The sequence below is a fragment of the Pseudonocardia zijingensis genome (assembly GCF_042657305.1).
GTDB classification, from domain to species: Bacteria; Actinomycetota; Actinomycetes; order Mycobacteriales; family Pseudonocardiaceae; genus Pseudonocardia; species Pseudonocardia zijingensis.
Genome location: NZ_JBHSKO010000007.1, coordinates 86569 through 101836 on the forward strand (window position 1 = coordinate 86569; position 15268 = coordinate 101836).

The 15268-nt window shown below is 74.8% G+C and carries 16 protein-coding genes; 1 reads left to right on the plus strand and 15 read right to left on the minus strand.

Going from position 1 to position 15268, the window contains the following annotated elements:
- Positions 1-26 precede the first annotated feature (26 nt).
- The 11 genes from ACFPL3_RS16425 to ftsH form a co-directional block, all read right to left on the minus strand.
- Positions 27-854 (minus strand): type III pantothenate kinase, encoded by an 828-nt coding sequence (locus tag ACFPL3_RS16425; RefSeq protein WP_343946522.1) that lies wholly within the window; start codon positions 852-854, stop codon positions 27-29.
- A gap of 6 nt (positions 855-860) precedes the next feature.
- Entirely contained in the window at positions 861-1268 is a 408-nt protein-coding gene (gene panD, locus ACFPL3_RS16430) for an aspartate 1-decarboxylase (protein ID WP_343946521.1), read from the minus strand.
- A gap of 8 nt (positions 1269-1276) precedes the next feature.
- A complete protein-coding gene (gene panC / locus ACFPL3_RS16435; protein WP_343946520.1) occupies positions 1277-2155 on the minus strand; it encodes a pantoate--beta-alanine ligase in 879 nt (292 codons plus the stop codon).
- Positions 2152-3045: a Rossmann-like and DUF2520 domain-containing protein gene (locus ACFPL3_RS16440; RefSeq protein ID WP_343946519.1), complete on the minus strand. Its 894-nt coding sequence runs from the start codon at positions 3043-3045 to the stop codon at positions 2152-2154. Before ACFPL3_RS16440 ends, panC begins: the two co-directional genes overlap by 4 nt.
- Positions 3046-3181: 136 nt before the next feature.
- Positions 3182-4507: a PrsW family intramembrane metalloprotease gene (locus ACFPL3_RS16445; RefSeq protein WP_379589252.1), complete on the minus strand. Its 1326-nt coding sequence runs from the start codon at positions 4505-4507 to the stop codon at positions 3182-3184.
- Between the two features lie 21 nt (positions 4508-4528).
- Positions 4529-5002 carry a DUF3180 domain-containing protein gene (locus tag ACFPL3_RS16450; protein ID WP_343946517.1) on the minus strand — a complete coding sequence of 158 codons (474 nt, stop codon included), beginning with the start codon at positions 5000-5002 and terminating at the stop codon, positions 4529-4531.
- Entirely contained in the window at positions 4999-5514 is a 516-nt protein-coding gene (gene folK, locus ACFPL3_RS16455) for a 2-amino-4-hydroxy-6-hydroxymethyldihydropteridine diphosphokinase (protein ID WP_343946516.1), read from the minus strand. The genes ACFPL3_RS16450 and folK overlap by 4 nt, the downstream gene beginning before the upstream one ends.
- Positions 5511-5900: a dihydroneopterin aldolase gene (gene folB / locus ACFPL3_RS16460; RefSeq protein ID WP_343946515.1), complete on the minus strand. Its 390-nt coding sequence runs from the start codon at positions 5898-5900 to the stop codon at positions 5511-5513. The genes folK and folB overlap by 4 nt, the downstream gene beginning before the upstream one ends.
- A 21-nt stretch (positions 5901-5921) precedes the next feature.
- The gene (gene folP / locus ACFPL3_RS16465) at positions 5922-6764 is read right to left on the minus strand and encodes a dihydropteroate synthase (RefSeq protein WP_343946524.1); all 843 of its coding nucleotides are present in this window, start codon (positions 6762-6764) and stop codon (positions 5922-5924) included.
- Positions 6765-6775: 11 nt separating this feature from the next.
- Complete coding sequence (folE, locus tag ACFPL3_RS16470; protein WP_343946514.1) at positions 6776-7339, minus strand: GTP cyclohydrolase I FolE; 564 nt, start codon at positions 7337-7339, stop codon at positions 6776-6778.
- Between the two features lie 59 nt (positions 7340-7398).
- A complete protein-coding gene (ftsH, locus tag ACFPL3_RS16475) occupies positions 7399-9831 on the minus strand; it encodes an ATP-dependent zinc metalloprotease FtsH (protein ID WP_343946513.1) in 2433 nt (810 codons plus the stop codon).
- Positions 9832-10125: 294 nt separating this feature from the next.
- Here ftsH and ACFPL3_RS16480 point away from each other — a divergent pair, with 294 nt between their 5' ends.
- The gene (locus tag ACFPL3_RS16480; protein ID WP_343946512.1) at positions 10126-11031 is read left to right on the plus strand and encodes a serine protease; all 906 of its coding nucleotides are present in this window, start codon (positions 10126-10128) and stop codon (positions 11029-11031) included.
- A gap of 22 nt (positions 11032-11053) precedes the next feature.
- Here the strand turns inward: ACFPL3_RS16480 and hpt are convergent, their stop codons facing one another.
- Genes hpt through dacB form a run of 4 tightly spaced genes read right to left on the minus strand, consistent with a single transcriptional unit; the run spans position 11054 to position 15126 of the window.
- Positions 11054-11599 carry a hypoxanthine phosphoribosyltransferase gene (gene hpt / locus ACFPL3_RS16485; protein ID WP_343946511.1) on the minus strand — a complete coding sequence of 182 codons (546 nt, stop codon included), beginning with the start codon at positions 11597-11599 and terminating at the stop codon, positions 11054-11056.
- Between the two features lie 27 nt (positions 11600-11626).
- Positions 11627-12625 carry a tRNA lysidine(34) synthetase TilS gene (gene tilS, locus ACFPL3_RS16490; RefSeq protein WP_379589256.1) on the minus strand — a complete coding sequence of 333 codons (999 nt, stop codon included), beginning with the start codon at positions 12623-12625 and terminating at the stop codon, positions 11627-11629.
- A 28-nt stretch (positions 12626-12653) separates the two neighbouring features.
- The gene (locus tag ACFPL3_RS16495) at positions 12654-13727 is read right to left on the minus strand and encodes a zinc-dependent metalloprotease (protein WP_343942015.1); all 1074 of its coding nucleotides are present in this window, start codon (positions 13725-13727) and stop codon (positions 12654-12656) included.
- A gap of 52 nt (positions 13728-13779) precedes the next feature.
- The gene (dacB, locus tag ACFPL3_RS16500; protein ID WP_343942013.1) at positions 13780-15126 is read right to left on the minus strand and encodes a D-alanyl-D-alanine carboxypeptidase/D-alanyl-D-alanine endopeptidase; all 1347 of its coding nucleotides are present in this window, start codon (positions 15124-15126) and stop codon (positions 13780-13782) included.
- Between the last annotated feature and the right edge of the window lie 142 nt (positions 15127-15268).

Sequence of the window (15268 nt, forward strand, 5' to 3'; positions counted from 1 at the left end):
GCATTGGAGTCTGGCGGCGGCGGGGCTCAGCCCGCGGCCGGCGTCGGCGAGCGCGTGGCCGCGGCTGCGGCGTTGCGCTGGTAGGTCAGGCGCAGCCCCAGCAGCGTCAGGTCCGGCACGAACTCGGTGATCGTCTCCGATTCCCCGGCCATCAACGGGGCCAGGCCACCTGTGCCGAGCACCGTGACGGGCCCGGCCTTCGGGCCGAGCTCGGCGATGATGCGCCGCACCAGCCCGTCCACCTGTCCGGCGAAGCCGAACAGCACGCCGGACTGCAGGCACTCCACCGTGTTCTTGCCGATCACCGACCGCGGCCGCACGAGCTCGACCGTGCGGAGCGCCGCGGCCCGCGTGGCCAGCGCCTCCATCGAGATCTCGATCCCGGGCGCCAGCGCGCCACCGAGGAACTCACCCTTCGCGGAGACGACGTCGATGTTGGTGGACGTGCCGAAGTCGACCACCACGCACGCGGTGCCGTAGAGCCGGTGCGCGGCGAGGGTGTTCATCACGCGGTCGGCACCCACCTCCCGCGGGTTGTCGACCAGCAGCGGCACCCCGGTGCGGACCCCCGGCCCGACGACGACCGCGGGCACCTTCCTGCGGTCGATGAGCAGCCGCAGCTCGCGCAGCAGCGTGGGCACGGTGGAGAGCGCCGCGATCCCGGTGACCCGCCCCGCGTAGACGCCGAGCAGGCCGTCGAAGGCCACCTCGAGCTCGTCGGAGGTCATGCGCGGGTCGGTGCGCATGCGCCAGTCGCGCACGAGCGGCGGGCCGACCTGCTCGGCCGTGCCCGGCTCGTCCGCGTACAGGCCCAGCGCGATCTGGGTGTTGCCGATGTCGACGCAGAGCAGCACGGTGGCCTACCCGGCGCCGGACAGGAGCCCGGAGCCCTCGGGCGCGTGCGCCGGGTCGACGCCGAGTTCGACGGCGTGGTTGGCCGCGTCGACGAACACCACCCGGGGTGCGTACCGGGCCAGCTCCGCCTCGTCCAGCTGGGCGTAGGACATCAGGATGACCAGGTCGCCGGGGTGCACGAGGTGGGCGGCCGCGCCGTTGATCCCGATCACCCCGCTGCCCCGCTCACCGGGGATCACGTAGGTCTCGAGCCGGGCGCCGTTCGTGATGTCGACGATCGCCACCTGCTCGCCCTCGAGCAGGTCGGCCGCCTCCATCAGGTCCCGATCGACGGTGACCGAACCGACGTAGTGCAGGTCGGCCTGGGTCACGGTGGCGCGGTGGATCTTCGACTTGAGCATGGTGCGCAACACGGCGGCTCCTACAGCTGGACCGGGACGTTGTCGATCAACCGGGTGCTGCCGACCCGGGCGGCGACGAGCAGCCGCGCGCGGCCGGGCTGCGGGTCCGGCCCGAGGTCGGGGTCGGTGAGCTCCAGGTAGTCCACCGCCACCTCCGGCTCCTCGGCCAGCACGGCCCGGGCGGTGTCGAGCACGGCCTGCGGCCCGCGGGCCGACACCGCGGCCCCGGCCGTGAGGGCCCGGTACAGCACCGGAGCACGGCGCCGGTCGTCGGCGGACAGGTACGCGTTGCGTGACGAGCGGGCGAGCCCGTCGGCCTCGCGGGCCGTGGGCACCCCGACCACCGACAGCGGGAAGTCCAGGTCCCGGGCCATCTTCCGGACGAGCACGAGCTGCTGGTAGTCCTTCTCGCCGAAGAAGGCCAGGTCGGGCCCGACGATGTGGAAGAGCTTCGCCACCACCGTGAGCACCCCCGCGAAGTGCCCCGGCCGCACGGCCCCCTCGAGCCGCTCGCCGAGCGGGCCCGGCGTGACGGTGGTGTCGGCACCCTCCGGGTACATGTCGGCCACGCCGGGCAGGAACACCAGCTCCGCGCCCTCCTCGCGGCACGCGTCGAGGTCGGCCTCGAGGGGCCGGGGGTAGCGCTCCAGATCCTCCCCGCGGCCGAACTGCAGCGGGTTCACGAAGATCGAGACGACCGGCACGACCGCGCCCGGTGCCCGGCGGGCGTGGCGGATCAGCTCCCGGTGCCCCTCGTGCAGGGCCCCCATGGTCGGGACGAGGGCGATCTTGCGCCCCGCCGCGCGCAACGCCCGCGTGACCGGGGCGATCTCCTGCGGCGAGCGGTGCACGGTGAGAGCGCCCGCGGCGTAGCCGCCCCGGGTCCGCGCGCTCGTCATGGCTTCTCCTGGAGGGTCTCGAGGATGTCGTGGGCCGCGTGGTCGGGCAGCAACCCGGAGTCGACGGCGCGGTGCGCGGTGCGCCCGGCGAGCGCGCGGTAGGTCTCGCCGAGGTCCTGGTCGGCGGCGTCGAGCTCACGCAGGTGGATCCGCACGGTGCCGACGTCGCCGCGGGCCACCGGGCCGGTGAGGGCGCGGTCGCCGTGGCGCAGCGCGTTGTCCAGCGCCGCCGAGAGCAGCGGGGCGACGAGCCGTTCGGCCGGGTGGACGCCCGCGCGCTCCAGCGTGTCGACGCAGTCGCGCACGAGCGTGACCAGGTGGTTCGCGCCGTGCGCCAGCGCGGCGTGGTACAGCGGGCGCACCTCCTCCGCCACCCGCACCGGCTCGGCGCCCATCTCGACGACCAGTGCCTCGCCCACGCTCCACGCCGCCTCGTCGCCTGCGGTGGCGGTGACCCCGACGCTGCAGGCGGCGAGCCGGGCGACGTCCTCGGTGCGACCGGTGAACGTCATCACCGGGTGCAGGGCGAGCGGCAGCACGCCGTGCTCGACGGCGGGCGCGAGCACGTCGACGCCGTGCGCGCCGGAGGTGTGCACCACGATCTGGCCGGTCCGGAAGCTGCCCGCGGCGGCCAGCCCGCGCACGAGCCCGGGCAGGACGTCGTCGGGCACGGCGAGCAGGGCCAGGTCGACGCCGGCCACCACCTCGTCCGGTGGGCGCAGCGGGACGTCCGGGAGGAGCGCGGCCGCCCGCTTGACCGAGTCCCGGGACACGCCCGATGTGGCGACGACCCGGTGCCCGGCGGCGGCCCACGCCGCCCCCACCACGGCGCCGACGCGCCCTGCCGACACCACACCGATCCCGAGCCGCGCAGGCCTGCCAGCGCTCATCGCACCCCACTCCTCGTTCCAGTCCCGGCTCGCGGGTACCAGACGACGCGCACAGGCTAACCATCGCGGACCCCGGCGCAGGGCGCCCGGTGACGGGCTTCACCGCGTCGTGTCGGTCGCACCGGCGGGGCAGCGCTCAGCGGCGCCAACCGCCGGGCGGCTGGGGTGGCTGGCCCGGAGCGTACGGAGGCGGGGGGCCGGGGTGGCCGTACGGCGGCGCAAGCGGCGGCCCGGGAGGCGGCGGGGGCGGGCCGGGAGGCGGCGGCGTCCAGCCCGGCGGGCCGTGCCTGCGGATCGCGACGGTGAGGGCCTCCGGGTGCCCGACGGCGTTGGCACGGGCCCGGCGTACGGCTTCGACCGCCTCCGCGTGCCAGAACGGGCCGTACGGGCCCGCCGTGCCCCGGGCCAGCCGGTCGCGCAGGAACGCCAGCTCGGTGACCGCGGCCTGGTACTCCGCCACGGCCTTCGCGACCCGACGCCCGGAGCGCCTGCGCACGGCCGCCCGCCACCCCTGGCGGCCCGCGAGGCTCGACAGCAACTGCACCTCGCTCGGCACGATCCAGCCCGCGGCGGCGAACGCGGGCAGCTGAGCGGTCACGATGCGCTGCTCGCGGCGCCGCTGCCAGACCACGACGAGCACCAGAGCCACGAACATCGGCACCATGACGAAGGCGTAGACGACGAAGAAGATGCCCCCGCCGTTCACGGTGGCGGAGGTGTTCCACAGCGAGTGCAGCGCCACCGCCACCGCGTACCCGACGGCCACAGCGACCACTCGGGTGGCCACGGACGTGCTGCGCGACGCGATGCCGGCCCCGATGCCGATCATGGCGGTGAACAGGGGGTGGGCGAACGGCGAGAGCACGCCGCGCAGCACCAGCACGCCGAGCACGGCGCCGACCTGGCCGATCCCCACGTCCTCGGTGAACGCCCGGCCGAGGTAGAGGATGTTCTCGGTGAACGCGAACCCGGCGGCCACCAGCCCGGCGTAGACGATCCCGTCCACCACGCCGTCGAACTCGCGGCGCCGGAACACCAGCATCCCCACGAGGAAGGCGCCCTTCACCGCCTCCTCGACGACGGGGGCCACGGCCACCGCGCCGAAGAGGTCCGCCTGCTCGCGCCCCAGCGCCTGGTCGACCACCGCGCTCGCGCTGCTGTTGATCAGCAGGGCGGTGAGCGCGGCGAAGCAGGCGCCCCACAGGAACGCGGCGAGCAGCGTGCGCGGAGGTTCGGGCTCCCACCGGTCGATCCAGAGGAAGGTGGCCACCACCGGCCCGACCGGCACGAGCGCGCACAGCGCCCCGACCACCACGCCGGTGCCGCCCACGACGTTGCCCAGGACACCGAGCACCACGAGCCCGCAGAAGCCCAGCGCGACCAGCCCGATGATCGGGGCGAGCACCGCGCGGCGTTGCCGGCCCGGGGTCGGCATCGGGATGACGCGCGTCGGCTGGGTCATGGGCCCGCAGCCTAGAGCCGATCACGTATCCGCGGCGTGTCCGTTCCGCTCGTCCTCCGGATCATCCGGGGTGCGGCAGCAGTGCTCGAGCCACAGCGCACCGGCCACCAGGCCGAGTGCGCAGACGAGGCCCACGACGGCGGCGACGGAGTCGCTCCCCGCCGCGGTGATGTCACCCGCCCGCGGCAGCACGTACCCGAGCACCCCCGCCCACACGCCGGCCATGATGGCGCCGGCCAGCGAAGAGGCCTTCGCCAGCAGCACGGCGCGGGCCGCGACCAGCGGCTGGACCGGCTGCGTGCCGGGGCGCCTGCGGATGCGGGCGCGCAGCATCGAACCGCCCACCGCCTCCGCGATCCCGAGCACGCCGAGGGTGGCTCCGCCGAGGAGCGGGAGCGGGGGGAGTGAGCCGTAGGAGAGCCGGACGAGCAGGTTGATCGCCAGCGCGGTGATGACGGCGACGGCGAACAGGTCGCGCGGGCGGGTGGCGGTCACCGGGCCGCCACCAGCACGAGGTCGTCGCGGCGGCGCATCCCGTCCTCGGCATCCGGCCCGAGCGCCGCCAGCAGCTCCGCCACCGGCCCGTGGCCGGGCAGCACCGCATCGGGCTCGACGTCCAGCCAGGGGCGCAGCACGGTGGCCCGCTCGGGGGTGCCCGGGTGCGGCAGCAGCAGCTCCGGGTGCTCGCTGTGCACCGGGCCGTGCGGCCCCTCGACGGTGACCACGTCCACGTCCAGCGTGCGGGGGCCCCAGCGCACCTCCCGCACGCGCCCCGCGGCCCGTTCCAGTTCCTGGCCGCGGCGCAGCCAGCCCCACGCGTCGGTGCCCGCGTCCTCGACGACGAGCACGGCGTTGAGGAAGTCGGGCTGCTCCACCCCGCCCCACGCCGCGGTCTCGTACACCGGCGAGGAGGCGCGCACCGCGGTGCCGAACCCGTCCACCGCCGCCCGCAGGTGCGCGAACCGGTCGCCGAGGTTCGAACCGAGGGAGAGCACGGCCCGCGTCACGCCGGCAGCACCCGCCCCCTGCCACCGGCGCGGGTGCGCCGCGCGACCACCGCGACGTCGGCGAACTCCAGCGGGATCGGCGCCTGCGGCTTGTGCAGCGTGACCTCGACCTCCTGCACCCGCACGTCGGCGAACACGTCGTCGGCCACCCGCCCGGCCACGGCCTCGATGAGGTCGCACGGCGGACCGGCGACGATCGCGGCCGCGCGCTGCGCGAGCGCGCCGTAGTCGAGGGTGTCCTCGAGCCGGTCGGAGCGTGCCGCGTGCGTGAGGTCCATCCACACCGTGACGTCGACGACGAAGTCCTGGCCGTCGCGGCGCTCGTGCTCGAACACCCCGTGGTGACCGCGGACGCGCAGGCCCCGCAGCTCGATGCGATCAGGCATCGACCCTCCTCCGTCCGGCCGTTACTGCTCGGGGGTCCCCGCCCACGCCGCCGCCACCCGCACGGCGTCGAGCGTGCCCGGCACATCGTGCACCCGCACGCCCCACGCACCGGAGTGGGCCGCGAGCGCGCTCACGGCGGCCGTGGCCAGGTCGCGGCCGGACGTGGGCCGCTGCTCGCCGTGCTCGTCGGCCAGGAGGGTGCCGAGGAACCGCTTGCGGGAGGCCCCGACCAGCACCGGGAACCCCAGCCCGACGAGCGCGTCCAGCCTGCGCAGCAACGCCCAGTTGTGTTCGGCGGTCTTCGCGAACCCGAGGCCGGGGTCGAGCACCAGCCGCTCCGGTTCGACGCCGGCGGCCACCGCGGCGTCCACCCGCGCGACCAGCTCGTCACGGACGTCGGTGACCACGTCGTCGTACACGGCGAGCGCGTTCATGCGGTCGCTGTGGCCCCGCCAGTGCATGAGGATCCACGGCACCTGCAGCCCGGCAACCGCCTTGCCCATCACCGGGTCGGCCAGCCCGCCGGACACGTCGTTGACCACCACGGCCCCGGCCGCGACGGCCGCCTCGGCCACCGCGGCCCGCGTGGTGTCGACGCTGACGCGCACGCCCGCGGCGGCGAGCTCCTGCACCACAGGGACGACCCGCTCGAGCTCGACCTCGGGGTCGACGCGCGGCGCACCCGGCCGGGTGGACTCGCCGCCGACGTCCACCAGATCGGCGCCCTCCTCGTGCATCGCCACCCCGTGTGCCACCGCCCGGTCGCGGGCGAGCCACAGGCCACCGTCGGAGAACGAGTCCGGTGTGACGTTGAGGATGCCCATCACCAGGCATCGCCCGGGATCGGGAAGGCCGGCCACCATCAGTGCCCCACTCACCCGTTCCGGATCAGCGCGAGCACCTCGGCCCGGGAGGTGGGCGACGACCGGAGCATCCCGCGGACGGCCGACGTGGTGGTGCGCGAGCCGGGTTTGCGGACCCCGCGCATGCCCATGCAGAGGTGCTCGGCCTCCATCACGACGATCACGCCCTTGGGCTCGAGCTTGCGCACGAGCGCGTCGGCCACCTGCGCCGTGAGCCGTTCCTGCACCTGCGGCCGCCGCGCGTACAGGTCGACCAGCCGGGCGATCTTCGACAGCCCGGTGACCCGGCCGTCGGGGTTGGGGATGTAGCCGACGTGCGCGACCCCGTGGAAGGGCACCAGGTGGTGCTCGCACGTGGAGAACATCGGGATGTCCTTCACGAGGATGAGCTCCTGGTGGTGCTCGTCGAACGTGCGGTCCAGCACCTCGTCGGGGTCGGCGTAGAGCCCCTGGAAGATCTCCGCGTACGCGCGTGCCACGCGGGCCGGCGTGTCCCGCAGCCCCTCGCGGTCCGGGTCCTCACCGATGGCCAGCAGCAGCTCCCGCACCGCCGCCTCTGCCCGAGCGTGGTCCATCGCCGGCCTGCCGTTCCTCGACGCCCGCTCGGGCGCCGCGCCACCGGGCACCGCTGCGCTCAGCGCGAACCGCCTTCGTCGGGCGCCGAGCCGCGCTCCTCACCCGGCTGCTTCTCGAGCGAGGGCGGCTCGCCCTGCGGCGCCGGGGCCGCCGGCTCCGAGCCGTTGGCACCCTGCTGCGGGGCGGGCGCCTGCTGCGGCACGGGCGGCTGGTTCTGCGGAGCCCACTGCGGGACGGGCTGCTGCCACTGGCCCGGCGGGGGCCAGGTCTGGCCCGCGGGGGTGGTGGCGGGACGCCAGTCGGGCGGCGCGCCGTAGTTGTGCGGCACCGAGTTGGGCTGCGGCTGCTGTTGCCCACCGCCCCAGCCCTGCTGCGGGGGCGCCTGCTGCGGTGGCGGCGGCGGGTAGCCCGCCGGGAAGCCCGGCTGCCCGGGCCCGCCGGGGTAACCACCGGGCGGGGTGGGGACGGGGCCGCCGTTGGGGCCCGGTGCCGGCACGCCGTTGGCGGCGCCCGGGTAGGAGCCCACGGGCGTGGGTTCGCGCACCGGCTCGGCGTTCGGGGGCCACGGCTCGCCGCGCTCCCGCGCCCGCTCGGCCGGGGTCTTGATCGGCGGCTTGTCCGACGGCGTGCGGTCGCCGAAGTCGTTGAACGCGGTGATCCGCGGCCGCTTCTCGACCCGGCTGAAGATGCGCTCGAGGTCCGTGCGGGTGAGCGTCTCCTTCTCGAGGAGCTCGAACACCAGGTCGTCGAGGACGTCGCGGTAGGTGTTGAGGATCTCCCACGCCTCGGTGTGCGCCGCCTCGATGAGCGCGCGCACCTCCTCGTCGATCTCGTGGGCCACCTCGAGCGAGTAGTCGGCCTGGGCGCCCATCGAACGGCCGAGGAACGGGTCGCCCTGGTCGCGGCCGTAGCGGACGGCGCCGAGCCGGGCGCTCATGCCGTACTCGGTGACCATCGCCTTGGCGATCTTGGTGGCCTGGTCGATGTCGCTGGAGGCGCCGGTGGTGGGCTCGTGGAACACGAGCTCCTCCGCGCTGCGCCCGCCCATCGCGAACACCAGGCGCGCGATCATCTCCGAGCGGGTCATGAGGCCCTTGTCGTCCTCGGGCACGACCAGCGCGTGGCCGCCGGTGCGCCCGCGCGGCAGGATCGTGAGCTTGTAGACCGGCTCCAGGTCGGGCATGGCCCACGCCGCGAGCGCGTGGCCGCCCTCGTGGTAGGCCGTGATCTTCTTCTCCTGCTCGGAGATGATCTTCGACTTGCGTCGCGGCCCGCCGACCACCCGGTCGACCGACTCCTCCAGCGCCGCCGCCGTGATCAGCGTGCCGTTCTCGCGCGCGGTGAGCAGCGCGGCCTCGTTGATGACGTTGGCCAGGTCGGCACCGGACATCCCCACGGTGCGCTTGGCGAGGGCCTCGAATTCGACGTCGGGCGCGAACGGCTTGCCCTTGGCGTGCACGTGCAGGATCGCGCGGCGGCCCGCCAGGTCGGGGGCGGCCACCGGGATCTGCCGGTCGAACCGGCCGGGGCGCAGCAGCGCCGGGTCGAGGATGTCGGGCCGGTTGGTGGCCGCGATCAGGATGATGCCGCCGCGGGCGTCGAAGCCGTCCATCTCGACGAGCAGCTGGTTGAGCGTCTGCTCGCGCTCGTCGTGGCCACCGCCGAGGCCCGCGCCGCGCTGACGGCCGACGGCGTCGATCTCGTCGACGAAGATGATGCAGGGGGAGTTCTGCTTGGCCTGCTCGAACAGGTCGCGCACGCGGGAGGCGCCGACACCCACGAACATCTCGACGAAGTCGGAGCCGGAGATCGTGTAGAACGGCACGCCCGCCTCGCCCGCGACCGCACGCGCGAGCAGCGTCTTACCGGTGCCGGGCGGGCCGTAGAGCAGCACGCCCTTCGGGATCTTCGCGCCCAGCGCCTGGTAGCGCGCCGGGTTCTGCAGGAAGTCCTTGATCTCGTGCAGCTCCTCGACCGCCTCGTCGGCGCCCGCGACGTCGCCGAAGGTGGTCTTCGGCATGTCCTTGTTGAGCTGCTTGGCCTTCGACTTGCCGAAGGACATCACCCGGTTGCCGCCGCCCTGGGCGTTGTTCATCATCCAGAACAGGATGAGCAGCACCAGGCCGAGCGGGATCAGGTAGATCAACATCGTGGTCAGGAACGAGTCCTGGCGCACGGTGGTGTTGAAGGTGGGGTTGTTGCTCGCGTTCTCGAGCGCCTCGACGAGGGTGCCCGCGGTCTGCGCCGGGTACTGGGTGATGATCTGGGTGCTGCCCTCGACCGGCTGCGCGAGGGTGAGCCGGAGCCGCTGCTCCCGGTCCTCGATGAGCGCGTTGCTGACGTTGCCGTCGGAGATCTGGGCCAGCGCCACGGAGGTGTCGACCCGCGTGAAGCCGCGCGTGTCGTCGAAGAGCACGCTGAAGGTGAAGTAGACCAGGATCGCGGCGAGGATCCAGATCAGCGGGTTGCGGAGCAGGCGCTTGCGGTCCATGCAGCTTCGGCCGTGGCGGCCTTCACCCTTCCTGGCGAGATTCTCCGGCGGAGAGACCCGGCACAGCGGACTGACCGGCCCTGAGTCCGCCAGGATAGCGGGCCGGGAGGCATGCTGCGCCGTCGATGTCCAACCACGTACCACGTACGGGTACGTGCACTTTCAACGAACGGCCCCCGACCCGTGTTCCCGGCCTGCACACGCCCATATCCCCGGGCCCGCCCCGTCGTTGGGCCAGTGGCGGAAGAGGATCACTAGCGCCGGCGGTGCGGCGGCGGTGTGGGGGTTTGTGGGATGACGGTGAGGGCCCGTGGGGTCGCGCTCGCGGTGACGCTGGGTGGGGTCGTGCTCGGGGCCGCGGTGCTCGCGCCCGCGGCGGTAGCGGCCCCCGCGCAGGCGGACGAGTGGGCGCCCGCGGGCTCCGCGGCGATCCGGCCCGGTGTCGTCACCGAGACCGAGGGCGGCGGCGCGTGCACGAGCAACTTCGTGTTCACCAGCGGCGACCGCACGTTCATCGGGCAGGCCGCGCACTGCGCGGGCACCGGTGAGGCCACCGAGACCGACGGGTGCGACTCCGGCACCGTCGACCTCGGCGCCGCGGTGACGATCAAGGCGACCGACGGCACCGACCGGCAGGGCCGCCTGGCCTACAGCTCGTGGGTCGCGATGCAGGCGAACGGCGAGACCGACCCCGACACCTGCGCGTTCAACGACTTCGCGCTCGTCGAGATCGCATCGGAGGACGTCGCCGACGTCAACCCGAGCCTCCCGGTGTTCGGCGGGCCCACCGGCCTCGACACCGACGGCGTCGGCGTGGGCGAGGTCGTCTACAGCGTCGGCAACTCCCCGCTGCGCCTCGGCCTCGACGCGCTCGGCCCGAAGGTGGGCGTCAACGTCTCCGAGACCGGCGGCGGGCGCAACCACGACGTCTACACGCTCACCCCCGGCGTGCCCGGTGACTCCGGCAGCGCGTTCGTCGACGGCACGGGCGCCGCGTTCGGCGTGCTGTCCACCCTGAACCTGGCGCCGCTGCCCGCCAGCAACGGCGTGATCGACCTCGCGTACGCGCTGGACTACGCCCAGGCCAACGGCGACGTGGGCGACGTCGAGCTCGCGACCGGCACCGAGCCGTTCACCGCGGGCCCCGCAGCGGGCCTCCCGCTGCCGCAGCTCCCGGCGCTGCCCGTCCTGGGCGGCTGAGCCCGGTGGCCGACGTGCGGCGTCAGGCGTACACCGCGGGGTCGAGCGTGCCGATGAACGGCAGGTCGCGGTAGCGCTCGGCGTAGTCGAGCCCGTAGCCGACGACGAACTCGTTGGGGATGTCGAAGCCGACGTATTTGACCGGCACGTCGACCTTGACCGCGTCCGGCTTACGCAGAAGCGCGCAGATCGACAGCGATGCGGGCTGGCGCGACTCCAGGTTGCCGCGCAGCCAGGACAGCGTGAGCCCGGAGTCGATGATGTCCTCGACGATGAGCACGTCGCGGCCCGCGATGTCGCGGTCGAGGTCCTTGAGGATCCGCACGACGCCCGACGACGAGGTGGCCGAGCCGTAGGAGCTCACCGCCATGAACTCGAGCTGCACCGGCACCGGCAGCGCCCGTGCGAGGTCGGTCATGAACATCACCGCGCCCTTGAGGACGCCCACGAGCAGCAGGTCGGTGTCCGCCCCGGCTCGGTCGGCCGCGATCTGGGCCGCCAACTCGGCGGTCCGCTCCCGGATCGCCTCCTCGGTGATCAGCGTGGATGCGATCTCACCGTCGTACACGGCGGGCGGCCTCCTGCAACATCGTGATCAGCCGCCGGCTCCCCAGCGGATCGGGCGCAGGGAGAGCCTGCCACGCGCGCGCACCAGCTCCAACCCACCCGGTAGGGCGACACCGGCCCGATCGGGCCCCTGAGCTGCGAGGACGTCCGCCGCCCTGAGGTGTTCCTCGGTGAGAGCCGTCACGTCCGCCGTGGCCAGCCATGCCCGCAGCACCCGGCGGCGCAGCGCGGCGGGCACCCCCTCGAGCGGAGCCAGCAGCAGCTCGGGTCCCCGCTGCGGGTCGTGCGCGCTGCGGAGCAGGCCGGCCGCCACGGCGTCCAGCGCGGCACTGTCCTCGCGCAGCTGGCGCGCCGTGCGGGCGAGCGCCTCCGCCACCCCGCCCGCGAGCACCTCCTCCAGCAGCGGGAGCACCTCGTGCCGGAGCCGGACCCGGGTGAACCGCGGATCGGTGTTGTGGGGGTCGTCCCACACCGGCAGCCCGGCCGCGGCGCACGCGGCGCGCGTCACCGAGCGGCGCAGCCCCAGCAGCGGGCGGCACCACGGCGGGTCCCACTCCCGCATGCCGGACAGCGAGCGGGCGCCGGACCCGCGGCCCAGCCCGAGCAGCACGGTCTCGGCCTGGTCGTCGAGGGTGTGCCCGAGCAGCACGGGCGCGTCCGGGTGCGGCCGGGCGGCCCGCAACGCGGCGTAGCGCGCGCGGCGGGCCGCGGCCTCGACCCCGCCCGCACCGCCCACCTCGACCGTGTGGACGGCCGCTGCGATGCCCAGCCCGTCGAGCAGCCCGGCGGTGGCGGCCGCCCGGTCCGCGGACCCGTCCTGCAGGCCGTGGTCGACCACGGCGGCGTTCACCGCACCCGGCCCGCGTTCCGCCACGGCCGCGGCGGCCAGGGCGAGCGAGTCGGCACCGCCGGAGCAGGCGATGAGCAGCGGGGCCGCGCGCTCGGGCGCGGGCAGCGCGGCGAGTGCGGCCCGGACGGCCCGCCGCACGGCGAGGACCGCCGTGTCGTGGCCCACCTGCTGCCCCACGCGGCCGCCCCTCGATCGCAGCGTTCCGTCAGAGGTTGTGCACGCGCTCCAGCCAGCGGCCGGGCTCGGCGAGCTCCGCGCGCGTGGGGAGCGTCTCCGGGCTCTCCCACACCCGGTTGAACCCGTCCATGCCCGCCGCGAGCACCACGTGCCTGGTGAACGCCGAGCCCACGGCGTACTGGCGCACCTTGGCCTCCACACCCAGCAGGGCGCGCAGCAGGCGATCGACGAGCCCACCGCCGCGGCGGCGCAGCGTGAAGCGGTTGCGGATGGTGGCGACCGTCGGCACGACGGACGGGCCGACGGCGTCCATCACGTGGTCGGCGTGGCCCTCCAGCAGGGTGGTGAGGGCGAGCAGCCGGTCGAGCACGGCCCGCTGCTCCGGCCCCTGCAGCAGCTCCACGATGGCGAGCGAGTCGCCGCCGGACTCGCGCAACGAGCGCACCACGTCGGGCAGCCGCTCCAGCACCGCGGTGCCGCGGTCGCCCTGCGCGACCGACAGGAACCGGCCCACCTCGTCGGCGAAGTACGACCGCAGCCACGGCACCGCGGTGAACTGGAGGCGGTGGGTGGCCTCGTGCAGGCAGACCCACAGCCCGAAGTCGGTGCTGGGCACGTCGAGCGCCTTCTGGGCCGCGTGCACGTTGGGTGCGACGAGCAGCAGCCGCCCGCCGCCGTCGGCCCCGCCGAACGGGTCGTACTGGCCGAGCACGCGCCCGCCCAGGTAGGCGACCACGCTGCCGATCTGGATCCCGGCGGTGCGCGCGGTGACGCTGCGCGCCACCCGGGACACCTCGGGCAGGTGCGCCCCCGACGTGAGCGAGGCCATGCTCGCGACGGCGGCGGCCGCCCACGCCTTGCGGTCCACCACGTCGGCGGGCAGCAGCGGAAGGCCGTGGCCGAGGCCGGTGGTCTCCCGCACGTGCCGCTCGGCGACGGCGGCGTCGGAGCGCAGGCGCTGCACCAGCTCCAGGGCCTCACCGGGCGTGGCGTCCGGGCCGGCCTGCATGAGCCGGCCCGCCGTGCGACTCGCGAGATCCCAGTCGACGGGCAGCCCGCGCTCGCCGGGCGGGCTCGGCGTGGGCTGGGCGGAGTCGGTCACGTGGTGCACGCCTCCCACGCTACGTGGCCCGCGCGGGCCGCGCGCCGTCCGCTCAGGGACGGCGGCACCCGCACCGGCTCAGCTCGGCGGCCATCGCGTCGTGCAGCGGGCGGACGACGGCCGGGCTCACCCCGTTGGACATCAGCGCGAAGACCAGCAGCTTCCCGTCGACGTCGGTGACGACGCCCGCGAGGCTGCTCACGCCGGTGAGCGAACCGGTCTTCGCCCGCACCACACCGCGCCCCGCCGCGGCGCGGCCGTCGAGCGCGTACCGCTCGTCGAGCGTGCCGACCCCGCCCGCCACGGGCAGACCGGTGAGGACCGGGCGCAGGAACTGCGTGTCGAAGGGGCCCTTCGCGGGCGACGCCGCGGCGGCGAGAACCCTCCCCAGCAACCGCGCGGGTACCTGGTCCTGGGTGGAGAGACCGCTGCCGTCCACCATCACGGCGCCGGTGGTGTCGATCCCCGCCTGCCGGAGAGCGGCGAGCGTGGCCGCGGCCGCACCCGCGTACGACGGCTCCGCCTCGCGGCCGATCGCCACCTCGCGCGCGAGCACCTCGGCGAGCACGTTGTCCGAGGCGCGCAGCGCGAACTCGGCGAGCTCGCTCAGCTGCGCCGACGACACCGCGGCGATGGCGGTGGCGTCCGGCGGGGCCGTGCCCTTCTCCACGTCGTCGACGCCCAGCTCGTCGGCGAACGCGCGGGCCGCGGTGAGCGCCGGGTCCGAGACGCGGGGGCCGTCCTGCAGCGAGGGGTCGATCCGCCCGCCGTCGAGCATCACGGGTTCGATCGGGGTGATGAACCCGGCGGCGACGTCGCCCTGGCTCACCCCGGGGGCGAGGCCGTCGGCGGTGTACCGGCTCGTGTCGACCAGCACCCGGCGGATCGGCCCCGGGGCCTTCTTCCGCACCGCCTCGGCGAGCTCCACGATGCTCGGGGCGCCCGGGTAGAGGCTCTTCTCGGGGTCGGGGAGCGCGGTGAGCGTCGGGTCACCCCCGCCCACCAGCACGACAGTGCCCGGGTCCGGGCCGGTGACGACGCGGGTGAGCAGCCGGTCGGTCGGGTTGAGCACGAGCATGGCCGCCGCGGCGGTGATCAGCTTCGCGGTGGAGGCAGGAACGAGCGCGCGCTCGGGGGTGTGGGCCCACAGCTCGGTGCCGGTGGCCGGGTCGATCACGATCCCCGCGAACTTGCCCGGCATGTCGGCCGCGTCCTCGTCGAGTGCCGCGCTCAACCCCTGCGGCGTGGGGACCGGCGCGTCGGCCGGCAGCGGCCCCAGCGCGGCGTGCGGCACCGGCGGGAGCGACGCGGGTGCGGGCGCCACCAGGCCGAGCCGCTGCACGAGCGTCGGGCCGGCGAACGCGATCGCACCACCGGCGCCGCCTGCCAGCACGAGCACGACGAGAACCGCGATCGCCCGCCGCGCTCCGCGACCAGGCAATCGCAGGGAGTCACCAATGCGTCGCCCGATGCCCACGGGCGCCCCTCCTCAGCATCTTCGGAGCGCTCGACGCGCGCCCCGGACGTCGGCACCGCCGACG